Annotated in this window: 20 protein-coding genes; 10 read left to right on the top strand and 10 right to left on the bottom strand. The window is 58.8% G+C overall.

Annotated features, from left to right (window positions below; translation table 11 throughout):
- The first annotated feature begins 409 nt into the window (after positions 1 to 409).
- Positions 410 to 784 carry a hypothetical protein gene (locus RGV06_RS09970; RefSeq protein ID WP_048351328.1) on the top strand — a complete coding sequence of 125 codons (375 nt, stop codon included), beginning with the start codon at positions 410 to 412 and terminating at the stop codon, positions 782 to 784.
- Positions 785 to 796: 12 nt separating this feature from the next.
- Here RGV06_RS09970 and RGV06_RS09965 read toward each other — a convergent pair whose 3' ends face one another.
- Entirely contained in the window at positions 797 to 1,591 is a 795-nt protein-coding gene (locus RGV06_RS09965) for an IclR family transcriptional regulator (protein WP_019824952.1), read from the bottom strand.
- 164 nt (positions 1,592 to 1,755) lie between these two features.
- Here RGV06_RS09965 and hmgA point away from each other — a divergent pair, with 164 nt between their 5' ends.
- The 4 genes from hmgA to RGV06_RS09945 all read left to right on the top strand — a co-directional run bounded on the left by hmgA (position 1,756) and on the right by RGV06_RS09945 (position 6,264).
- The gene (gene hmgA, locus RGV06_RS09960; protein ID WP_048351329.1) at positions 1,756 to 3,060 is read left to right on the top strand and encodes a homogentisate 1,2-dioxygenase; all 1,305 of its coding nucleotides are present in this window, start codon (positions 1,756 to 1,758) and stop codon (positions 3,058 to 3,060) included.
- Positions 3,061 to 3,063: 3 nt separating this feature from the next.
- Complete coding sequence (gene fahA / locus RGV06_RS09955; protein WP_322149918.1) at positions 3,064 to 4,368, top strand: fumarylacetoacetase; 1,305 nt, start codon at positions 3,064 to 3,066, stop codon at positions 4,366 to 4,368.
- A gap of 12 nt (positions 4,369 to 4,380) precedes the next feature.
- Complete coding sequence (maiA, locus tag RGV06_RS09950; RefSeq protein WP_019824946.1) at positions 4,381 to 5,019, top strand: maleylacetoacetate isomerase; 639 nt, start codon at positions 4,381 to 4,383, stop codon at positions 5,017 to 5,019.
- 219 nt (positions 5,020 to 5,238) lie between these two features.
- Positions 5,239 to 6,264: a Leu/Phe/Val dehydrogenase gene (locus tag RGV06_RS09945; protein WP_048351508.1), complete on the top strand. Its 1,026-nt coding sequence runs from the start codon at positions 5,239 to 5,241 to the stop codon at positions 6,262 to 6,264.
- 8 nt (positions 6,265 to 6,272) lie between these two features.
- On the opposite strand, the gene RGV06_RS09940 is transcribed toward RGV06_RS09945, so the two are convergent.
- From RGV06_RS09940 to RGV06_RS09930, 3 genes are all read right to left on the bottom strand, one after another.
- Positions 6,273 to 6,650 (bottom strand): MerR family transcriptional regulator, encoded by a 378-nt coding sequence (locus RGV06_RS09940; RefSeq protein ID WP_019824942.1) that lies wholly within the window; start codon positions 6,648 to 6,650, stop codon positions 6,273 to 6,275.
- A gap of 39 nt (positions 6,651 to 6,689) precedes the next feature.
- Complete coding sequence (locus RGV06_RS09935) at positions 6,690 to 7,265, bottom strand: NAD(P)H-dependent oxidoreductase (protein ID WP_019824940.1); 576 nt, start codon at positions 7,263 to 7,265, stop codon at positions 6,690 to 6,692.
- A gap of 78 nt (positions 7,266 to 7,343) precedes the next feature.
- The gene (locus RGV06_RS09930) at positions 7,344 to 7,601 is read right to left on the bottom strand and encodes a YebG family protein (protein WP_019410845.1); all 258 of its coding nucleotides are present in this window, start codon (positions 7,599 to 7,601) and stop codon (positions 7,344 to 7,346) included.
- 256 nt (positions 7,602 to 7,857) lie between these two features.
- Between RGV06_RS09930 and RGV06_RS09925 the strand changes: the two genes are divergently transcribed.
- Positions 7,858 to 8,358 (top strand): phosphate-starvation-inducible protein PsiE, encoded by a 501-nt coding sequence (locus RGV06_RS09925; protein ID WP_016781843.1) that lies wholly within the window; start codon positions 7,858 to 7,860, stop codon positions 8,356 to 8,358.
- Between the two features lie 69 nt (positions 8,359 to 8,427).
- On the opposite strand, the gene RGV06_RS09920 is transcribed toward RGV06_RS09925, so the two are convergent.
- The 4 genes from RGV06_RS09920 to RGV06_RS09905 form a co-directional block, all read right to left on the bottom strand.
- Positions 8,428 to 8,856: an HPF/RaiA family ribosome-associated protein gene (locus RGV06_RS09920; RefSeq protein ID WP_019824935.1), complete on the bottom strand. Its 429-nt coding sequence runs from the start codon at positions 8,854 to 8,856 to the stop codon at positions 8,428 to 8,430.
- 202 nt (positions 8,857 to 9,058) lie between these two features.
- On the bottom strand, positions 9,059 to 11,395 hold the full coding sequence (gene fecA / locus RGV06_RS09915; RefSeq protein ID WP_322149917.1) for a TonB-dependent Fe(3+) dicitrate receptor FecA: 2,337 nt from the start codon (positions 11,393 to 11,395) through the stop codon (positions 9,059 to 9,061).
- Positions 11,396 to 11,515: 120 nt separating this feature from the next.
- Positions 11,516 to 12,481, bottom strand: a complete 966-nt coding sequence (locus RGV06_RS09910; RefSeq protein WP_322149916.1) for a FecR family protein — start codon at positions 12,479 to 12,481, stop codon at positions 11,516 to 11,518.
- Positions 12,478 to 12,966, bottom strand: coding sequence for a sigma-70 family RNA polymerase sigma factor (locus tag RGV06_RS09905; protein ID WP_048351334.1), 489 nt, complete (start codon positions 12,964 to 12,966; stop codon positions 12,478 to 12,480). The genes RGV06_RS09910 and RGV06_RS09905 overlap by 4 nt, the downstream gene beginning before the upstream one ends.
- Before the next feature lie 177 nt (positions 12,967 to 13,143).
- Between RGV06_RS09905 and RGV06_RS09900 the strand changes: the two genes are divergently transcribed.
- The 3 genes from RGV06_RS09900 (at position 13,144) to RGV06_RS09890 (ending at position 17,230) form a co-directional block, all read left to right on the top strand.
- Positions 13,144 to 13,704, top strand: coding sequence for an RNA polymerase sigma factor (locus RGV06_RS09900; RefSeq protein WP_173667406.1), 561 nt, complete (start codon positions 13,144 to 13,146; stop codon positions 13,702 to 13,704).
- A complete protein-coding gene (locus RGV06_RS09895; RefSeq protein ID WP_046810010.1) occupies positions 13,701 to 14,687 on the top strand; it encodes a FecR family protein in 987 nt (328 codons plus the stop codon). Before RGV06_RS09900 ends, RGV06_RS09895 begins: the two co-directional genes overlap by 4 nt.
- 125 nt (positions 14,688 to 14,812) lie before the next feature.
- Complete coding sequence (locus RGV06_RS09890) at positions 14,813 to 17,230, top strand: TonB-dependent siderophore receptor (RefSeq protein WP_322151869.1); 2,418 nt, start codon at positions 14,813 to 14,815, stop codon at positions 17,228 to 17,230.
- A 29-nt stretch (positions 17,231 to 17,259) separates the two neighbouring features.
- On the opposite strand, the gene RGV06_RS09885 is transcribed toward RGV06_RS09890, so the two are convergent.
- A complete protein-coding gene (locus RGV06_RS09885; RefSeq protein ID WP_322149915.1) occupies positions 17,260 to 18,132 on the bottom strand; it encodes an AraC family transcriptional regulator in 873 nt (290 codons plus the stop codon).
- Between the two features lie 134 nt (positions 18,133 to 18,266).
- Here RGV06_RS09885 and RGV06_RS09880 point away from each other — a divergent pair, with 134 nt between their 5' ends.
- A complete protein-coding gene (locus tag RGV06_RS09880) occupies positions 18,267 to 19,163 on the top strand; it encodes a DMT family transporter (RefSeq protein ID WP_048351338.1) in 897 nt (298 codons plus the stop codon).
- A 110-nt stretch (positions 19,164 to 19,273) separates the two neighbouring features.
- Here RGV06_RS09880 and RGV06_RS09875 read toward each other — a convergent pair whose 3' ends face one another.
- Complete coding sequence (locus tag RGV06_RS09875) at positions 19,274 to 20,263, bottom strand: 2-hydroxyacid dehydrogenase (protein WP_198821826.1); 990 nt, start codon at positions 20,261 to 20,263, stop codon at positions 19,274 to 19,276.
- Between the last annotated feature and the right edge of the window lie 48 nt (positions 20,264 to 20,311).

Raw genomic sequence — 20,311 nt, 5'->3', positions numbered from 1 at the left:
CACACAAGCTCGCTCCCTGGGTTTATTACGGGCATAAAAAAGGCCGCTGTAAACAGCGGCCAAGGAAGACGTTCATCAAGGAGCTACAAATCAACGTCAGGGTAAATCGGGGTGCAGAGTCGGTGCGACTCGATGCGTTGGACGTGTGTCCGTGCTGGAAAGTTCGACAAGAATAAGGACTTGCCCGCTGCGGAGTAAGGCCGCTTTGCGACAATCTCTTTTACAGCTTCGACAACAGTTGTGGCGAAAAAATGGCTGTAGCTCAAAGGGTTACCTGTCCGATGAGCAGGTCATAACTATGCAGTTCATGCCCCGGCTATTGGCCGTGTTGAATGCACCTTCACATAGTTTCTCCCGGCCTGTGCAGCACGATGTTCCGCAGGCCGGGAGCAATAACAGGAGGTACATCATGAGCACTACGGACAAGCGCGCGTTCGGTTCAGACACGTTCACCCTTAAACCGAGCCCTGAAGTCTTCGAGCGGGTGCGCTCATTTCTGAATGAGCAGCTGCGACACCATGCAATAGACTGCGAAAGTATTTATCTCAACACGATCAACAACATCGTTGATCAGGTCCTGACCTTTAGCCAGAACCTGCTGGGCCTGGGTATGGACACGCTGGAGTGGGGCACGGTCCAGTCCCACAACGACTGGGAAACAGGCGTGTTCTCTAAACCCAGTACGTTCCAGGACAGCCACCGAATGCATCAGTTCGCCATCGAGTACATCGAGCAGTTGATGAGAGATCTGCTCGATGAAGCCAAATACAAATGGATGGTTTGAAGCCGCTGATCGTCAGCCTGGCTGATAACCCATTCGCCAGCTGATGGCCTGGCTGGCAGCCAGCAAACGCTTGGCTGCCGGCCCGGTTTCATCGGCATGGAACAGCGATGTGGGGCCCACCACGGTCAGTACGCCTGCAACCTTGGCGGTTGCATCGAATACCGGGGCCGACAGTGCATCGACGCCCGGCATCAGCAAACCGTGCACAAAGTGCAAGCCGCGCTGACGGATTTGCTCACAGAGCCGGGTGTAGGCCTCGGGTTTTTCCAGCGGGTGAACCAGATCGGTTTTTAATTCCAGTTCGCGCAAGTCGGCTGTTTCTCGATCCGGCAAAAAAGCGTTGAACACCAGCCCCGTGGATGAACTCAGCAAGGGTAAAACCGAGCCTAGCTGGGTTACCACCGTGATTGCCCGCACCGCCGGTTCGATATGCACCACCGTGGCCCCTTGATTGCCCCACACGGCCAGAAAACAGGTTTCGTTCAAGTCATCACGCAACTCGGCCAGGGGCAGGGCGGCAACCTTCAGAACATCCATGCTGTTGAGCGCGGCCAGGCCCACTCGCAAAGCCTCACGCCCCAGGCCGTAATGGTTGGTGGCGACATTCTGCTCGGCAAACCCGCTGGCAATAAGCGCCTGTAAATAGCGATGCACCTTGCTGGCGGGCATCTGTACGTGCTCGGCCAGACGCGACAGCGAAGTCGAAGGTGACAGCTCGGCCAAGGCCTTGAGGATGTCTGTACCGACCTCGGCCGACCGCACTTTTTGTTTGCCGGCACTGTCATTGCTGCTACGGGGCTTTTCCATGGTGGTGCTTATATCTCGGGACGAATGGGCGTCTTTATAGCTTGACGCTTAATACCAATCAAATTACGTTATGCGTAATTGAATTACGATAAAAATAACGCAGCGACGCGCAGACTGTTTCACAGCAACGCGCAGTCCACTGTTTTCTCCACTCTGGAGGCTCCATGAACCTCGACGCGTCTTCGCCAGTCCTTGGCTATCAATCCGGGTTTGGCAATGAATTCAGCAGCGAAGCACTGCCCGGCGCCTTGCCGGTCGGCCAGAACTCTCCGCAAAAAGCCCCGTACGGTCTCTACGCCGAATTATTGTCCGGCACGGCGTTCACCATGGTCCGTAGCGAGTCTCGGCGCACCTGGATGTACCGCATCCAGCCATCCGCCAACCATCCCGCTTTCGTCAAGCTTGAACGGCAATTGGCCGGCGGCCCACTGGGTCCGGTGACGCCTAATCGCTTGCGTTGGAATCCGCTGCCGATCCCTGTCGAGGCCACTGATTTTATTGATGGTCTGGTGGGCATGGTGGCCAATAGCGGGGCGGAAAAACCCTCGGGCATCAGCATTTACCATTACCGTGCCAACACCTCGATGCAGCGTGTGTTTTTCAATGCCGATGGCGAGCTGCTGGTGGTGCCTGAGCAGGGTCGCTTGCGTATTTGTACGGAGCTGGGGCGTCTGGATCTGGAGCCTCTGGAAATTGCGGTCATTCCTCGTGGGCTGAAGTTTCGGGTTGAATTGCTCGATCCGCAGGCCCGTGGCTATGTCGCCGAAAACCACGGCGCGCCGTTGCGCCTCCCTGACCTGGGGCCGATTGGCAGCAATGGCCTGGCCAACCCCCGTGACTTCCTGGCGCCGGTCGCCCATTACGAGGACGACCAGAGCCGTACGACACTGGTGCAAAAATTTCTCGGCGAGCTGTGGGGTTGCGAACTGGATCACTCGCCGCTGAACGTGGTCGCGTGGCACGGCAATAACGTGCCGTACAAATACGACCTGCGCCGTTTCAACACCCTCGGTACGGTCAGCTTCGACCATCCCGATCCGTCCATCTTTACCGTCCTGACCTCGCCAACCAGCGTGCCGGGCCTGGCCAATCTGGACTTCGTGATTTTCCCGCCGCGCTGGATGGTGGCTGAAAACACTTTCCGGCCACCGTGGTTCCATCGCAACCTGATGAACGAATTCATGGGCCTGATCCAGGGCAGCTACGATGCCAAGGCCGAAGGTTTCTTGCCGGGTGGTGCCTCGCTGCACAGCTGCATGAGCGCCCATGGCCCGGATGGCGAAACCTGCACCAAAGCGATTGCGGCCGAGCTGCAACCGAGCAAAATCGATAACACCATGGCCTTTATGTTTGAGACCAGTCAGGTGTTGCGTCCTAGCCGGTTTGCACTTGAGTGCGCGCAACTGCAATCGAATTACGACGCTTGCTGGGCCTCGCTGCCCGCAACCTTCACCCCGAATCGGAGATAACCCATGACCCAGTCCACTTCCACCCGCAGCTGGATTGCCTCCGCAAACGGTCACAGCGACTTCCCGCTGCAAAACCTGCCGATGGGCATTTTCAGTATTGATGGGTCTGCCCCGCGTAGCGGAGTTGCCATTGGCGATGCCATTTTTGATCTCGAAGCCGGGCTGGCGGCCGGTCTGTTTGAAGGTCAGGCGAAGGCCGCGGTAGAAGCGTCGTTGGGCGGCGCGTTGAATGCTTACTTTGCGTTGGGTCGCAGCGCTCGGGTTGCTCTGCGCGAACGCCTGCTTGAGCTGCTGGGCGAAGGCAGCACCCTGCGCGGAAAAATCGAAGCTCAGGGCGCAACATTGCTGCCACTGGCGGCCGATTGTCAGCTGCATTTGCCTGCCAGGATCGGCGACTACACCGACTTTTATGTCGGCATCGAGCACGCCAAAAACGTCGGTAAACTGTTCCGTCCCGACAACCCGCTGCTGCCCAACTATAAATATGTGCCCATTGGCTATCATGGCCGTGCTTCGACCATCCGTGCGTCGGGTGCCGAAGTCCGCCGTCCCAAGGGTCAAACCTTGCCAGCGGGTCATACCGAGCCGACTTTTGGTCCATGCGCGCGCCTGGATTATGAGCTGGAGCTGGGGATCTGGATTGGCCAGGGCAATGACATGGGGGATGCGATCCCCGTCAGCGAAGCAGGCGAGCACATCGCCGGTTTCTGCTTGCTCAACGACTGGTCGGCCCGGGATATCCAGGCCTGGGAATACCAGCCGCTGGGCCCGTTTCTGTCCAAGAGCTTTATTACCAGCATCTCGCCGTGGGTGGTCACTGCTGAAGCGCTGGAGCCGTTCCGCCGTGCGCAACCGGCCCGACCTGAAGGTGATCCGCAGCCGCTTGCGTATCTGTTCGACCCCAAGGATCAGGCCAATGGCGCCCTGGATATTGAACTTGAAGTGCTGCTGTTGACCGAGTCGATGCGCAAGCAAAATCTGCCCGCCCATCGCCTGGGGTTGAGCAATAGCCTGAACATGTACTGGACCGCTGCACAACTGGTGGCTCACCACAGCGTCAATGGCTGCCAATTGCAGTCAGGTGACCTGTTCGGTTCGGGGACTCTGTCGGGCCCTGACCGCTCGCAGCTGGGCAGCCTGCTGGAAATCACCGAAGGCGGCAAACTCCCGATCGAGCTGGCTTCGGGCGAGGTGCGCAAGTTTTTGGAGGACGGTGATGAAATCATCCTGCGTGCTCGCTGTACTCGCGAAGGCCATGCCTCCATTGGTTTCGGCGAGTGCCGGGGCAAGGTTGTCGCCGCGCGTTAAAAGGAGCGGGTCATGGAACTCTTTACCTATTACCGCTCCACGTCTTCTTACCGGGTGCGGATCGCGCTGGCGCTCAAGGGACTGGATTATCAGGCAGTGCCGGTCAACCTGATTGCGCCACTTGGCGGTGAACACCGCCAGGCGCCATATCTGGCGATCAACCCGCAAGGCCGCGTGCCGGCCTTGCGCACCGATGAGGGCCGCGTGCTGACCCAGTCGCCGGCGATCATTGAATATCTTGAAGAGCGTTACCCGCAGGTAGCGCTGCTGTCCCCGGACCTTACCGTCCGCGCTCACGAACGGGCGGTGGCGGCCCTGGTGGCCTGCGATATTCACCCGTTGCACAACGTCAGCGTGCTCAATCAACTGCGTCAATTGGGGCAGAGCGAAGAGCAAGTGGTGCAGTGGATCAGTCACTGGATCACCCAAGGGCTGGGTGCCATTGAGCAATTGATCGGTGACAGCGGATATTGCTTCGGGTCGCAGCCCGGGTTGGCGGATGTGTACCTGATCCCCCAGTTGTACGCCGCGCAGCGTTTTGGCGTGCCAATGGCGGCGTACCCGCGCATTGCCCGTGTGGCAGCGCTGGCTGAGCAACACCCGGCGTTTATCCTGGCGCATCCGGCCAATCAGCCTGATACACCTGCCTGAACTCACTGTGGGAGCGGGCTTGCTCGCGATTGAATCAACGCGGTCTTGCTGGATAACCTCGTTGCCTGTATCGCGAGCAAGCCCGCTCCCACACAATCCGATCCCGCCGGGATATGTCCGAAACCCCAAAAACTGCACAGGCTTATTCCTGCGCACTTCAGCGAATTTTCTGGCGCCACCTATACTGGCGATTACCCATAATCGTTCGAGGGCCTGATGATGTTTGCTCTCATGCAAAGCGCTCAGCTGGAGTCGTTGCACCTAAGCGTAGACCCCGTTACAGGCCTCAAAGCCGTGATTGCCATTCATAACACTCATCTGGGGCCAGCGTTGGGCGGTTGCCGTTATCTGGCGTATCCCAACGACGAAAGTGCTGTGAACGATGCCATTCATCTGGCTCAAGACATGAGCTACAAGGCGGCTCTGGCCGGTCTGGCAGTTGGGGGTGGGCAGGCTGTGGTCATTCGTGCGGCCCATGTCGAGAGTCGTGCCGAGCTGTTTGAGGCGTTTGGCCGCTGCGTGGATCAGCTGGACGGGCGCTATATCACCGCCATCGACAGTGGCACCTCTACCGCCGATATGGATTGCATCGCCCAACATACTCGACACGTCACCAGCACCAGTGCTGCAGGCGACCCGTCGCCCCATACGGCAATGGGTGTGTTTGCCGGAATTCGCAGCACCGCCTCGTCGCGCTTGGGCAGTGACAATCTGGAAGGCCTGCGGGTGGCCGTGCAAGGCTTGGGCAAGGTTGGTTACGCGTTGGCCGAGCAGCTGCATGCTGCGGGTGCCGAGTTATTGGTCTGCGATACCGACCCCGGCAAAGTGCGCCTGGCCATGGAGCAGCTCGGGGCGCATCCCATCGCGTGCGAAGCCTTGCTGAGCACGCCCTGTGACATTCTTGCGCCGTGCGGTCTGGGTGGCGTGTTGAACTGGCACAGTGTGGCGCAACTGCGTTGCTCGGCTGTGGCCGGGTGTGCGAATAACCAGCTGACTAACCTGCAAGTGGCCGATCAGCTCGAACGGCGGGGGATTTTGTATGCGCCCGATTACGTCATCAATTCCGGCGGGTTGATCTATATGGCCCTGACCCATGAAGGCGCAACGCCCGAGGCCATCAATGAGCAGTTATTACGGATCAGCCAGCGATTGACCGGCATCTACGCCCACGCCCAGGCTGAAAAGCGTTCGCCAGCACGGGTTTCAGATGAGCTGGCGCACCGGTTGTTGTATCCGAAGGATTAGGTGCTCTGTCAGCCATGACCTTGCTGCAGCTGGCACAGGTCCTGAGCATTGCCAAAGCGTGTTTCAAACTCCACCAGCCCCGCATGCACCTGTTGCAGCGTTTCAATCTGGCTCATCACGGACAGTTTTTTGCGGGCAATTGCGTCGCTTACCACCTCCCATGGGAGCGCCTGGCCACGGTGTTCATCAAGAATGGCCTGCATTTCTTTGAGTTTGAAACCCAATTGCTGCGCGCACTTGATAAACATCAACAGCTCAACGCTTTGCTCGCAGTAGACACGATAGGCACCCCGGCGTTGCGGCGGCGGTAACAGGCCAATCTCTTCGTAGTGACGAATGCTTTTGATGGTGGTACCGGACAGCTGGGCGGCTTTGCCGATGTACATGAAAAATCCTTTTTCAATGGTCGCCGGCGAGGCTGACGCTCATCGGTTCGCGAGCGCGCGGGCTTGCTGCAGCCATGTGGTTTTTTGTGCGGGTGTGGCGTCGAGTATCGGGCCAAACGTCAAGGTTGCGAGGGGTTTTATGCCACAAAACGCCAAGGTGGTTTTGCGTATTTGATGCAGCCCTGGCATGCGGTACACCCATTTGTAGTACCAAGGGGGCGTGTCCATCGTTACCAGTAGGTGCGCGCTGCGACCTTTAAGGAGCTTGTCGGGGAATGCCTTGCCCTTGCGGTATTGAAAGGCGAAGCCGGGCAGCAGGATGCGGTCGAAAAAACCTTTCATCAAAGCGGGGATTCCGCCCCACCAGATCGGATAGACCAGAACCAGGTGCTCGGCCCAGAGGATGTCTGCCTGAGCGTTGAGCAAGTCTGGCTCCAGTGCCTGGATCTGCCTGTAACCCTCATGCAGTACCGGATCGAAGCGCAGGGTACCTAACTGCATGACACGTACGTCATGGTTGGCACTCTTGGCCGCCTCAACATAGCTGTCTGCCAGTGCGCCACAAAAACTGTCGGTGCCGGGGTGACCCAGGATCACCAGTACTCGCTTGCTCATCGTGACGCCAACCTGAAAGGGGGCCTTTGAGGGTAGGGTCTGCCCCGTAGGGGAGAGTCAAGCGAGGACGTGGTGCATTTACTCGCTGTCGACCAGCAACTCGGACAGGGCGTCCGGCTGGCTCTTGAAGGCCTTGGCAAAAACATCGCGATTTTTCGCCATGTAGATGCCGGCTTCTTCGACCTGTTGCTCGCTCAGGGACGGCACAGCTTTTTGCAACACTTCGGCCAGCAATTCTGCCAGTTCCAGCATTTTGTCATGACGGTCAGCTTCGGCTTTATCCATGAACAAACGCTCCAGATCTCGGCTGCTGCGGTATACCACTTCGACGGCCATTTACCACCTCATATGCCTTCACGTAAATTATCTTGCGATTACTGTATTTATATACAGCGAAAAGGATAAGCCAAACACCCGGATTTGAATAGCGGCTTTTTCACTCTAGCTGCAATTGGTAGGCGCAACGGTCCCCTGACGTGTCTAATAGCCGCCCGCCATCATCTCACCAACGGTCGCTGGCCTTTTTTCTGCATGTAAAAAGCGTCATGTGCGTCGCGGATGATCCGTTCGAGTCGATTCAAGGAGCTGCATCGTGAGAGTTAACAAAGCTGAGAAGCTACGTCGCCAGGTTCATGAACTGGCCGAATCGATGGGCAATCTGTTCGTCGAAACCTTCCATTACCTGGCGTTGTTTGCCATTGGTGCGGTCACTGCCTGGGCAGCAGTGATGGAATTTCTGGGAATGGTGGAGAAGGGCAACATCACGATTGATGACATCCTGCTGCTGTTTATCTACCTAGAACTGGGCGCCATGGTAGGCATTTATTTCAAAACCAATCATATGCCCGTGCGCTTCCTGATTTACGTGGCGATCACGGCGCTGACCCGCTTGCTGATTTCCAACGTGTCCCATCACAACCCGCCGGACATGGGCGTGGTGTATCTGACCGGGGCAATCCTGTTGCTGGCGTTTGCCATTTTGGTGGTGCGCTATGCGTCTTCGCAGTTCCCGTCGGTGAAGATCGAGAATCCTCATCGCAAGACCGGCGCCGGTTCCGGGGAGCATCCGGAAGTGGAGAAGGGCGAGCTATAAACGTCCTCATGAAAAAGGGCGGGCTTACCGAAGTAAGCCCGCCCTTTTTTATGCGTCCTGGACGCTGTATCAGCTGTTTAATTCGAGTTCTTTTTCTTTTTCCAAAAACTCTTCTTCCAGCAAAGCGTCAACGCTCTGCTTAGGTTCATTTGCCTCAAACCCTTCCGGGGCCAGGGCTGCAGTGCGTTTGCCACGCAGCTTGCCGAACAGGTGTTCCAGAGCGTGCTCCAGCTTTTCAGCTGCACCCTCCACAGCCTGGGTCAGCGAATCAGCGTCGTGGGATACGAGAATCGGCTGGTGTCCTTTAGGTCGAGCCTCCATTTTGCAGCGTTTGTCCTTTGGACCGGACTTGCCACCATTTTCATCGCTGAGATGGACCTCAACCCGGGTCAGATCTTCCAAATGGCGTTCGAGCGTTACTTCAACAGTAGCGGTGACCCAGTCTTGGGTGCGTTTGTCACTGTCGATATGTTTATCGGAAAAGACGTGAGTAAGCATAGTTCTTCCCTTATATAAGCGTGCTCGTGTGAGGTCTGACGGCCTCGAGTGTTCAAAGGTTCATCGTCATTGCTCAGTTACAGTGTTTGGGCCGATGAGCAAATATTTCAAGCACTATTTTCAGGAAGTCTTGCAAGTCGTGATCGGCGTCAGCCTTTGCCGGGAAGAAAAGCCCGCATGTGCGGGCTTTGATCGATTTATATCAAAATGCGACTGAAGTCTGGACGTAGAGGGTGCGCGGTTCGCCCACGTATTTCCCCTTGTTGTTATCGTCAAACGAGCGTGTGTAGTACTCGTGATTGAGGATGTTTTTCACGCCCACTGCCACGTTCAGGTCAGACAGTTGAGGGCCGAAGTCATAGCCCACGCGGCTGTTGAAAACCATGTAGCCAGGGATCAAGCCGTTGCTGCCGTCGGCGCTTTCTGCACGGGTGTTGGCGTTATCGGCGAACTGGTTGCTCTGGAAGGTTGTGTCCAGATTGGCTTTCCACTGGCCTTCGGTATAACCGACGCCGATGCTGCCTTTGTTTTTCGAGGAGAACGGCACGCGATTGCCTTTGTTCGGTCCCTCTTCGCGGATAGTCGCGTCAACATAGGCGTAGGTGGCGTATATGTCGAAACCGGCCAGTACGGGGCTCAGGCCATCCAGCGCGTAGTTGACGCTGGCCTCGATGCCCTGATGCCGTGTCTTGCCCCGTGCGATCACGGTATCGGTGGTTTGGTTGCTGTCGTACTGATTGTTGAAATTGATGAGAAATGCGCCGATCTCCGCGCGCAAGTTGCCATTGTCGTAGCGGGTGCCGATTTCCCAGGTGCGCGCTTTCTCCGGTTTTACTTCGCCGCCGGTAACGCGGTTGGGCATCTGGCTGTACTGCACGCTCCCGAAGGAACCTTCGGTATTGGCATAGAGATTCCAGCTGTCTGTGACGTGGTACATCACGTTCAGGGCAGGCAGCGGCGTGTTGTAGTCGCCCTTGTATTTGACATGGGTCAGCAGGTTGGTTTGCTGCTGCTCGATCATCTCGTAGCGAATGCCGGGGGTGAGCGTCCACTTGCCGATGTCGATCTTGTCGTCGATAAAGAACGCATGGGCCTCAGTGGCGCCCCGTGTATCGCGGTCATTGCGGCTATTGGAGGTGGGCAGTTCGTTGGCTGAAATCGGTGTGCGGTAGCGCAGTTCGTGGCCGGCTTCGTTGATGTAGCGGTAGCCCGCGCCCACTTCGTGGCTGGTATTGCCCAGATCAAAGCCCTGGGCTATGCGTGTTTCAACCCCGCGCACCCAGTATTCCCGCGGCGACAGCGAGAGGAAAGTGCCCTGGTCCAGGTAACCGCTGCGCAGGGTTTTCGTGAAGAAGCTGTTGACCGTGAATTCACGGCGGTCTTCCTGATAGCGATAGCCGAAGTTGACCAGGGTACGGCGCCCCCAGAACTTGTCGTTCGGGCGGGTCGATTGATAGGGGTCAGCCTTGTAGGCCGCAGTGCTCAGGCCGCCGGGCATATCAGCTTCGCCATCGTAGTACTGGGCCATGGCATGCAGACTGTTGGCTTCGTCGATCTGGTAATTACCCTTGAGGATCAAGTCGTCGATGCGCGTGTCGCTGTGCTCGCGCCAGTCGCCGCCGCGGGTGCCGGAGTACAGCAAGGCGCCACCCAGGCCATTGTCAGCGGTACCACCGGCCAGCAGGTTGGCGGTTTTCTTGAAGCCATCCTGGGTGGATGACGGGCTGGTCTCGGTCTGGAAACCGGCCTTGACGGTAGGTTCATCAGGAATAGCGCGAGTCACGAAGTTGACGATACCGCCGACGTTTTGCGGGCCATACCGCACTGCGCCGCCGCCGCGAACCACGTCTACCGCGTCCATGTTACCCATGCTGATCGGGGCAAACGATAACTGCGGCTGACCGTAGGGGGCGAAGGGCACGGGGATGCCGTCCATCAACACCGTAGAGCGGGTCGCCAGCCGAGGGTTCAGCCCGCGAATACCGAAGTTGAGGGCCATATCATGGCTGCCGGTGCCGTTGTTTTCCGGGGCATTGACGCCGGGAATGCGATTGAGTACTTCGCGGGCAGTGGTGGCCCCCTGGCGTTCGAACTCTTCGCGGCGGATCACGTCACGTGCGCCGGGGTGTTCGAACACATCGGCCTGCGCCGCCTCTCCCAGCCAGTCACCGACCACGCTGGAGGTTCCCAATTCAATGCTGGCGGGTGCCGTCGAGGCGGTCACCGGCTGCAGGCTGAACGCCCCCTGACCTTCGGCGCGGGCTTGCAGCCCTGTGCCTTCCAGCAAGGCTTGCAGGCCTTGTTCGGGCTCGTAAGTGCCTTCCAGGCCCTTGCTCTGAATGCCGCTGGCGGTGGCGGAACTGAAGGAAATCAGCACCCCGGCTTCACGGCCGAACTGGTTCAGGGCGTTTTCCAGTGAGGCGGGGGCGATGTGATAAGCCTTGGCGTCGGCAAAGGCCATCGGCAGAACGCTGAAACTCAAACTGGCACCCAGTAGCAAACGGGTCAGGGACGTGAGGCGCAAGGGCTGAGCGGGCATGAACGGATCCTGAGAAGATGAAAATCGAAGTGGCTTGCCTTCTCTGTCACGCCAGATTTGAAATCAGCTCACAGTATTTGAAATTTAAATTTTCCCTGTAGCCGCTGCCGCAGTTTTTGTTTATGCCTTTGCTTCTACCGTCACCCAGTACCGGGTAAATCGCCTGATCCGTACCGGCAAACTGACAGCAAGCAGGTCCAGCACGCGCTCGCTGTTGTCTACCGGATAGGTGCCTGAAATCAGCAGGTCGGCCACGTTCGAGTCACAGTTGAGCTGGCCGCGACGATAGCGCCCCAGTTCGGCCAAAAAGTCGGCCAGGCGCATGTGGGCGGCGACCAGCATGCCGTCGGTCCAGGCGCCACTTCCCGCATCCAGTGGGCGCGGCGGGTTCCAGGCCTGACGGTTAAAGCTCAGTTGCTGATGAGGCTGGATCCACAGCGGGCTACCCGAATTCGCGGTTGGCATGAGCTCGACCTGGCCATCAAACACCGCGACCTCCGTGCGATCGCTGAATTGGCGCACATTCAAGCGTGCGGCCTGAGGCTGCAAAACACCGTGGGCTGTCAGTACATGTAAAGGCCGTGGGTCTTGAGCCGCGGTCAGGAGCATCTCGCCTTCGAGCAAGCGAATCACACGCTGCTGGCCGTTAAACCTCACATCTACCGAGCTGGCGGTGTTGAGCTGGACTTGGCTGCCATCGTGCAATTGCAGTGTGCGTCGCTGACCCACCGGGCTGCTGAAGTCTGCCAGCAGCGGGGTGATGGGCAATTGATCGCGCACACCATAGGTCAGGGCCGTGCCAGCGCCCAACAGCAGCAATAATTTAAGGGCCTGGCGGCGACTGTTGCTTTTGGGCGCATTCAAGGCCGCGTGGGCCAGTGGTGACGATAAACCGCGTAAACGCTGGTTTATCCGTTGAATATGCTCCCACGCCCGCTGGTGTTCGCTGTGCGCCTGCAGCCATTGCTCCCATGCCTGCTGACGCCCTGGGCTGAGCCCGCCATCCTGCATTTCGATCAACCAGCTCACGGCCTGCTCGGCGACGGCTGAACCGATGTCGGGCGGGTGGTTGAACGCGCCGCTCACAGGGCGAAATAGCAGCGCAGGGCTGCCTTGGTTAAATGACGTTTGACGGTGGCAACCGAAATACCCAGTCGGGCGCCGATGTCGGCGTGGCTGAGGCCGTCAATCTGTGCCAGCAAAAAGGCGCGTTTGACTGGGCAGGGCAAGCCGTCGAGTAACTGATCCAACTCCATCAGGGTTTGCAGGATAATTGCCCGCTCTTCTTCGCTGGGGACCACCTGTTCGGGTATTTCGGCGAGCGCTTGCAGATAAGCCCGCTCCAGATCCTGGCGGCGGTAGTGATTGAACAGAACGCGCTTGGCGACAACGGTCAAAAAAGCCCGGGGCTCGGCCAGGGTCGGGGTTTCGCGGGCGGTCAGCAGCCGCATAAAGGTGTCTTGCGCCAGGTCTGCGGCACTTTGCGGGCAGCCCAGCTTGCGCCGCAACCAGCCTGTAAGCCAGCTGTGGTGGTTCTGGTAAAGAACCTCGACGGTATTTGACTGCGGCAACGACCACTCCAGCTGCGCTGAAAACGCTTTAGAGAACAAGAATTGTTCGCATTGTAGGGGTGGGTGATTGCATTGAGCAATCACCACTGATCAATGACAAGAGCGCACCCCGTCATCTGCTTTTGCATATGAGAATATTTATCATTAGTATCGCTTTCCTTTTTGACCTGCGCGCCGATGTCCATGATCCCACCTGAACTTGAGAATGGTCCTAGCAGTGAGGCTCGCCATGGACGCGCGCATTTTTTGCAGGTGTTTTTATCCCAGCGTCCGCAAATGGAAGCGCTGGTGAACCGCCGCGTCGGATGCCGGGCAACGGCAGCTGATCTGGTTCAGGACTTGTTTCTGCGTTTTTGGCGGCGGCCACTGGTGCAGGTCGAAGAGCTCAGCACGTATTTGCTGCGCTGCGCGGGCAACATTGCCATCGATCACCTGCGCAGCGAAGGCACGCGCGGGCGGATCAGCCATCACTGGCAGCCCGAGCCGGACGCCAATTGCTGCGAGCCCCAAGCGGCACTTGAGGCGGGTAATGACTTGCGCCAAGTCGAGGCCGCCTTGCGCAGCCTGCCCGAGCGCACGCGGCATATCTTTTTGCTCAACCGGATTCACGGTCGTACCTATGCCGAGATCGCCAAGGTCATGGGGCTGTCCCAAAGTGCGGTTGAAAAACATATGATGCGCGCCCTTGAGGCCTGCAAGGCCAGTTTGCGTGAGCCGCCATCAGGGACAGCGTTGTGATCAGTCGTACGAGAATTCCCGTCACCCCCGAGCAAGAACGCACAGCGTTGGAGTGGCTCAGTGTGCTGCACGATCAGCCTAATAGCGGTGACCAGGCCACTTTCAGCCGCTGGCTGAAGGCCGATCCCGCCCACGCCGAGGCCTACGCCCAGGCCCAAGTGGTATGGGAGTTGAGCGAAGTGGCGGGTAGCACTTTGGCTGACGAAGAAGCGCTGGTCATGCAGCGTTACCTGACCGCGATGAACACCTCCCGACTCAGCCGCGTCAGGTATTGGTCCGGCGGGCTGGCCGTTGCTGCATGTTTGCTGATGATGGTCGGCGTGTTTGCCGGTTGGCAGCCAGCGCGATGGCTGGACGATCTGGGCGCAGATTATGTGAGCGCGCCAGGGCAAGTGCGCACGGTGGTTTTGGCCGATAAAACCAGGGTTACGCTCGATGCCGACAGCGCCATTGCGGTGAACTTCAGTGCGGGCGAACGGCATGTTCAATTGCGCCGTGGGGTGGCCTTTTTTCACGTCACCCACACCGGTGATCCCTTTGTGGTCGATGCCCAGGGCGGTGAAGCGCGGGTGCTGGGCACGGAGTTCGAGGTGCGTCTGCAACCCGCTGGTGCGCAAGTCACGGTGCTGTCCGGGCGGGTAGGGGTCAAGGCAAGCAAGGACGGGGCCCAGCAGATTCTGATCGCCGATCAGCAAATGGCCTATGACGCTGGAGTGACCGACGCAGTGCACCGTGTTGACAGTCAGGCCCAACTGGGTTGGCGCTCGGGCTGGCTGACCTACTACAAAACGCCGTTGGTCGATGTCGTGGCAGACCTGAAGCGCTATTACCCAGGTCAGATCGTGCTGCTCAATAGCCAGTTGGGCACAAGGCGCATCAGCGGCAGTTTCCCCAGCAAGGACCCGCAAGCGGTGCTCAATTCGTTGCAAGGCGTACTGGGGTTTGAGCAGCACAGCGTGTTTGGGCTGATTGTGTTGCGTTGATGCCTGCTCCCACACCCGCAATTATTTTTCAGCTTCAGGTGAGGTAAACCTCGGGCCCATCCGTGTAGTGCTTGAAAATGCGAAAAATTCGTATTCCCCATCAGGTCGGCACACAGGTCATGAGCATGAAGTCCAGGGCAAATTCGGTGAAACAGTGGTTGGGGGCTTCTGCTTTAGTGATGGCCGGGTTGGCACTCAACCCGCTTTACGCAGCAATGGCCGGCGAGGGTGCTCAGCAACAGGCCGGCGCCCTGTTCGATTTCAATCAGCCGGCCAAACCGCTGCCCCAAGCCCTCAACGACTTCTCCCGTTTGACCGGTCTGAGCGTGGTCTATACCGACGAAGCCCCCTTCGGCCTGCAAGCCCCTGCCATCATGGGCCGCATGAGTGCTGATCAGGCCTTGCAGCAGATGCTCGCTCAGTCGGGTTTCACTGTGCGACGCACCGACGCCAACACCTTCGCCCTCGAACCCCAGCCCACGGCAGGCGCCTTGAACCTGGGCGCCACCAGCATCACGTCGCAGGTTTCCAATGACACCAGCTATCAGCCTCCGGTGAATACCTCGGTCATGCGCGGTACGGGCTCGACCATGGAAGTCCCGCAAACCATCAACGTGGTGGCTGCCCAGGTGATTCGCGATCAGGCGCCGCGCAATCTGGATGACGCACTGAACAACGTCAGCGGCATCACCCAGGGCAACACGCTGGGCAGCACCCAGGACTCGGTGATGAAACGCGGTTTTGGTGACAACCGTGACGGTTCGATCATGCGCGATGGCATGCCGCTGGTGCAGGGACGTGCGATGAATGCCACCACGGAGCGGGTTGAAGTGCTCAAGGGCCCGGCCTCGCTGCTCTACGGGATTCAAGACCCGGGCGGTGTGGTCAACGTGGTCAGTAAAAAACCGCAGCTGGAGCAATACAACGCGCTCACCGTGCGTGGCTCAACCTATGGCTCGGGCAAAAACGGCAGCGGCGGCAGTCTGGACAGTACCGGCCCGTTGGGTGATTCAGGGCTGGCTTACCGGATGATCATTGACCATGAAGACGAAGATTACTGGCGCAACTTCGGTGTGCATCGCGAGACGCTGATTGCGCCGTCGCTGGCCTGGTATGGCGACAACACCCAAGTGCTGCTGGCTTACGAACATCGTGAATTCCTGACCCCTTTTGACCGGGGCACGGCGATTAATCCGGCCACCAACCATCCACTGGATATTCCGGCCACGCGTCGTCTGGATGAACCGTTCAACAACATGGAAGGGCGCTCGGACCTGTACCGGCTTGAAGTCGATCACGACCTCAACGACGACTGGAAAGCCCATTTAGGCTACAGCTGGAATCGCGAAACCTACGACGCCAGCCAGGTGCGCGTCACCGAGGTCAACCCGAACGGCACCCTGACCCGCAAAATGGACGGCACCCAAGGCGCCATCACCACCGACCGTTTTTCCACCGTAAGCCTGCAAGGCAAGGTTCAGGCGGCGGGCATGCAGCACGATCTGGTGTTTGGCGTGGATGACGAATACCGCAAAATCTACCGCGCCGACCTGATCCGCCAGAACAGCCAGTCAACCTTCAGTTATGTAAATCCGGTGTATGGCAATGAAGTTGCCGGCACCACCGTCAGCGCCAGTGACAGCAACCAGACCGACTTGCTACGCAGCGATTCGCTGTTTGCCCAGGACTCCATCCACCTCACCGATCAATGGATTCTGGTGGCGGGTGCGCGCTTTCAGAAGTACGACCAACTGGCAGGCAAAGCCATTCCGTTCAAGACCAACACGGATACCAACGGCGTGAAATGGATCCCCCGTGCTGGCCTGGTGTACCGCTACACCGATGAACTGTCGTTCTATGGCAGCTACACCGAATCGTTCAAGCCCAACTCCACCATCGCGCCCCTGACAGGGGGTGTGGTACTGGATTCGGCGATTGCGCCAGAGGAATCAAAGTCCTGGGAGCTTGGTGCAAAACTCGATATGCCTGGGCGTATCACCGGCAGCGTGGCGCTGTTCGACATCAAAAAGCGCAACGTACTGGTATCGACGACCGAGGCCGGCAATACCGTCTACTCGGCCGCCGGTGAAGTTCGCTCACGTGGGCTTGAACTGGACGTCAGCGGCCAGTTGAGTGAGCAGTGGAGTGTGATCGGCAGCTATGCCTACACCGATGCCGAAGTGACCAAGGACACGAAATACGAGGGTATGCGTTTGCAGAACGTGGCCAAAAACTCCGGCTCGCTGTCGGCGGTGTATGACGTTGGGAATATCGTAGGCGGTGACAAGCTGCGCATTGGCGCCGGTGCCCGTTACGTGGGTGAGCGGGCGGGTGATGCTCTGAACGACTTCGACCTGCCGGGTTACACCGTAGCCGATGCATTCGCCACCTACGACACCCGGATCGAAGGGCAGAAGGTCAAATTCCAGCTCAACGTCAAAAACCTATTCGACCGTACTTACTACACCTCGGCGGCCAGCCGGACCTTTGTCTCGATCGGGGATTCACGGCAGGTGACGTTCTCCAGCACGTTGGAGTTTTAAACTCGCGCCCACAGGATAGCGTTCAGGGGTTACCTGAACGCCACCCGATACTCCCCCGGCGTACTGCCCAGGCTTTGCTTGAAACGGTTGGCGAAGTGGCTGGCGCTGGCAAAGCCGCAGGCCAGTGCCACGTCGCCCAGTGCCAGGGCGCTGTGGCGCAGCAAGTCGCGGGCGCGGGCCAGGCGGCGAGCCAACAGATACTGGTGGGGCGGCACGCCGAAGCTTTCGCGAAACATGCGCGCAAAGTGATAAGGCGACAGCGCGCACTGGGCTGCCAGTTGGCCGATGCTCAAGGGCTCGGCCAGCTGGTGTTCGATGTAGTCGACCAGTTGACGCCGTTGATAGGCCGCCAACCCGCCTTTGAGTTGTAGCCCGTCACGCAAGCCCACTTGAGTCAGCACGGCATGGTCGAGCAGGGCGCTGGCCAGGCTGCTGGTCAGCAAGCGTTCGCCGGGTTCGTCCCAGTTCATGCCGATCAGTTGGTGGAAACGGCGGGTCTGCTGCTCGTCATCCTGAAAGGTGATTTCACGCAACTGCAGTTCCCGGGGTTCGCGGTCGAGCAGGGTGATGCAGCTCAACGCAAACTGCTCCTGGCTGACATACACGTGGGCCAGACGAATCTCACCATTGATGATCCACGCCGATTGATGCCCGGCGGGCAGCACGCAGAGCTTGCCCGGCGCGCCTCTGGCCCCAGGCGTTTCACGACGAAAGGTGCCCGTGCCACCGGAGATGTAGCACGACAGCGTGTGGTGAGTCGGTGCTTCATAGTCCCGGGTGTCGTGGTGATTGCTCCACATGGCCGCGGACATGCCTTCTCCCAGCTCGGCACTGTGTTCCAGGCGCGCATTGGGCGAGCGGCCCATGGCTTGAAAGACTTGTAGGGTTTGCAGTGTGTGCATAGTCAGTTCTCCAACGCCTTGCATCCTACTCCGTAGCGCCCGGGCTGCCAGCCCCGGGCCAACAAAAGCGCAAGAATCTGCAAGTGCGCGCACAGGCTCGGGCACAGACTGAAAGCCATTGTCTGGAGTGCGCCATGAATCTTTTTTTGTATGTAATGACCGTACTGATCTGGGGGACCACGTGGATCGCCCTGAAGCTGCAACTGGGAGTGGTAGCGATTCCAGTGTCCATCGTGTATCGCTTTGGTCTGGCGGCGCTGGTGTTGTTTGTTGTGCTGCTGCTCAGCCGCAAATTGCAGGTGATGAACAGGCGCGGGCATCTGATTTGCCTGGCTCAGGGCCTGTGTTTGTTTTGCGTCAACTTCATGTGTTTTTTGACGGCCAGCCAGTGGGTGACCACGGGGCTGATCGCGGTGGTGTTTTCCACGGCCACGTTGTGGAACGCGCTGAATGCGCGGATTTTCTTCAAGCAAAAAATCGCCCGTAACGTCATTGCCGGTGGTGCCTTGGGGATGTTTGGGTTGGGCTTGCTGTTCTGGCCGGAATTAAGCGGGCATACCGCGACGCCACATATCCTGCTCGGATTGGGCCTGGCGCTGATCGGCACCCTGTGTTTTTCGGCGGGCAATATGCTGTCGAGCTTGCAGCAGAAGGCAGGCCTCAAGCCGCTGACCACCAACGCCTGGGGCATGCTCTATGGCGCCAGCATGCTGGCGATGTACTGCGTGTTCAATGGCATCCCGTTCGAGATGGAGTGGAACACGCGCTACATCGGCTCATTGCTGTATCTAGTGATACCGGGGTCGGTGATCGGTTTTACCGCGTACCTGACGCTGGTCGGGCGCATGGGCCCGGAGCGCGCCGCTTATTGCACAGTGCTGTTCCCGTTGGTGGCCCTCAACGTGTCGGCGTTTGTTGAAGGCTACCAGTGGACGGCTCCAGCTTTGGCCGGGCTGGTACTGGTGATGCTGGGCAACGTGCTGGTGTTTCGCAAGCCCAAACCGGTGGCACTGAACGCCAAGCTGGCGTGAGCTTCCCCCCCTGTGGGAGCGGGCTTGCTCGCGATCGGATCGCCGAGGTGTGACTGATACACCGCGTCGCTGTCATCGCGAGCAAGCCCGCTCCCACAACAGGCCTTGCGTCAGCCCTTGAACACCTGCGGGTTGACCAGGTCTTGCGGGCGCTCGCCCAGCAGGGCGCTGCGCAGGTTGGCCAGCGCACGGTTGGCCATCGCTTCACGGGTTTCATGGGTGGCCGATCCGATGTGGGGCAAGGTAACGGCATTCTTGAGCTGGAACAGCGGTGAATCGCTCAGGGGCTCTTTCTCGTAAACGTCCAGGCCCGCGCCACGAATGGTGCCGTTTTGCAGGGCTTCGATCAGGGCCGGCTCGTCGACCACCGGGCCACGGGAGATGTTCACCAGGATGGCACTTTTCTTCATCAGCCCCAGTTCGCGATGGCTGATCAGGTGTTTGGTCTTCTCGCTGAGCGGCACCACCAGGCAGACAAAATCTGCCTCGGCCAGCAGTTGGTCCAGGCTGCGAAACTGAGCACCCAGCTCTTGCTCAAGCTCGGTCTTACGGCTGTTGCCGCTGTACAGGATTGGCATGTTGAACCCCAATCGACCCCGGCGAGCAACGGCTGCCCCGATATTGCCCATGCCGACGATCCCCAGGGTTTTGCCGTACACATCGCTGCCGAACAAGGCGGGCGGCACGCTGGCTTGCCACTGGCCGGCCTTGGTCCACGCGTCCAGCTCCGCAACCCGGCGGGCGCTGCTCATGATCAGGGTAAAGCCCAGGTCAGCGGTGCTTTCGGTGAGTACGTCCGGGGTGTTGGTGAGCATGATGCCGCGCTCGTTGAAATAGTCGACATCGTAGTTGTCGTAACCCACCGACACGCTGGACACGACTTCCAGCTGTTTGGCGTTTTCCAGTTGCTTGCGACCCAGCTTGCGGCCGACGCCGATCAAGCCGTGGGCGTGGGGCAGGGCCTCATCGAACTGTGCGTTGATATCGCCCAGCTTGGGGTTGGGGGCAATGACGTTGAAGTCCTGCTGCAAGCGCTCGATCATCTCGGGCGTGACACGGCTGAAGGCGAGTACGGTTTTTTTTGTGCTGGAAAGGCTCATCGGAACAAGGCTCATCGGCTGTCGGGAATGTAAGCACGCTAACATTCT

It is taken from the genome of Pseudomonas sp. CCI3.1, from assembly GCF_034313985.1.
Taxonomy (GTDB): Bacteria; Pseudomonadota; Gammaproteobacteria; order Pseudomonadales; family Pseudomonadaceae; genus Aquipseudomonas; species Aquipseudomonas psychrophila.
This window is presented reverse-complemented; position numbering and strand designations above follow the sequence as displayed.

Bases quoted from the DNA above. Each gene is read 5' to 3' on its own strand.
- RGV06_RS09970 (WP_048351328.1), top strand. From the start codon at position 410: ATGAGCACTACGGACAAGCGCGCGTTCGGTTCAGACACGTTCACCCTT.
- RGV06_RS09965 (WP_019824952.1), bottom strand. From the start codon at position 1,591: ATGGAAAAGCCCCGTAGCAGCAATGACAGTGCCGGCAAACAAAAAGTG.
- hmgA (WP_048351329.1), top strand. From the start codon at position 1,756: ATGAACCTCGACGCGTCTTCGCCAGTCCTTGGCTATCAATCCGGGTTT.
- fahA (WP_322149918.1), top strand. From the start codon at position 3,064: ATGACCCAGTCCACTTCCACCCGCAGCTGGATTGCCTCCGCAAACGGT.
- maiA (WP_019824946.1), top strand. From the start codon at position 4,381: ATGGAACTCTTTACCTATTACCGCTCCACGTCTTCTTACCGGGTGCGG.
- RGV06_RS09945 (WP_048351508.1), top strand. From the start codon at position 5,239: ATGTTTGCTCTCATGCAAAGCGCTCAGCTGGAGTCGTTGCACCTAAGC.
- RGV06_RS09940 (WP_019824942.1), bottom strand. From the start codon at position 6,650: ATGTACATCGGCAAAGCCGCCCAGCTGTCCGGTACCACCATCAAAAGC.
- RGV06_RS09935 (WP_019824940.1), bottom strand. From the start codon at position 7,265: ATGAGCAAGCGAGTACTGGTGATCCTGGGTCACCCCGGCACCGACAGT.
- RGV06_RS09930 (WP_019410845.1), bottom strand. From the start codon at position 7,601: ATGGCCGTCGAAGTGGTATACCGCAGCAGCCGAGATCTGGAGCGTTTG.
- RGV06_RS09920 (WP_019824935.1), bottom strand. From the start codon at position 8,856: ATGCTTACTCACGTCTTTTCCGATAAACATATCGACAGTGACAAACGC.
- fecA (WP_322149917.1), bottom strand. From the start codon at position 11,395: ATGCCCGCTCAGCCCTTGCGCCTCACGTCCCTGACCCGTTTGCTACTG.
- RGV06_RS09900 (WP_173667406.1), top strand. From the start codon at position 13,144: ATGTCCATGATCCCACCTGAACTTGAGAATGGTCCTAGCAGTGAGGCT.
- RGV06_RS09890 (WP_322151869.1), top strand. From the start codon at position 14,813: ATGAAGTCCAGGGCAAATTCGGTGAAACAGTGGTTGGGGGCTTCTGCT.
- RGV06_RS09885 (WP_322149915.1), bottom strand. From the start codon at position 18,132: ATGCACACACTGCAAACCCTACAAGTCTTTCAAGCCATGGGCCGCTCG.
- RGV06_RS09880 (WP_048351338.1), top strand. From the start codon at position 18,267: ATGAATCTTTTTTTGTATGTAATGACCGTACTGATCTGGGGGACCACG.
- RGV06_RS09875 (WP_198821826.1), bottom strand. From the start codon at position 20,263: ATGAGCCTTTCCAGCACAAAAAAAACCGTACTCGCCTTCAGCCGTGTC.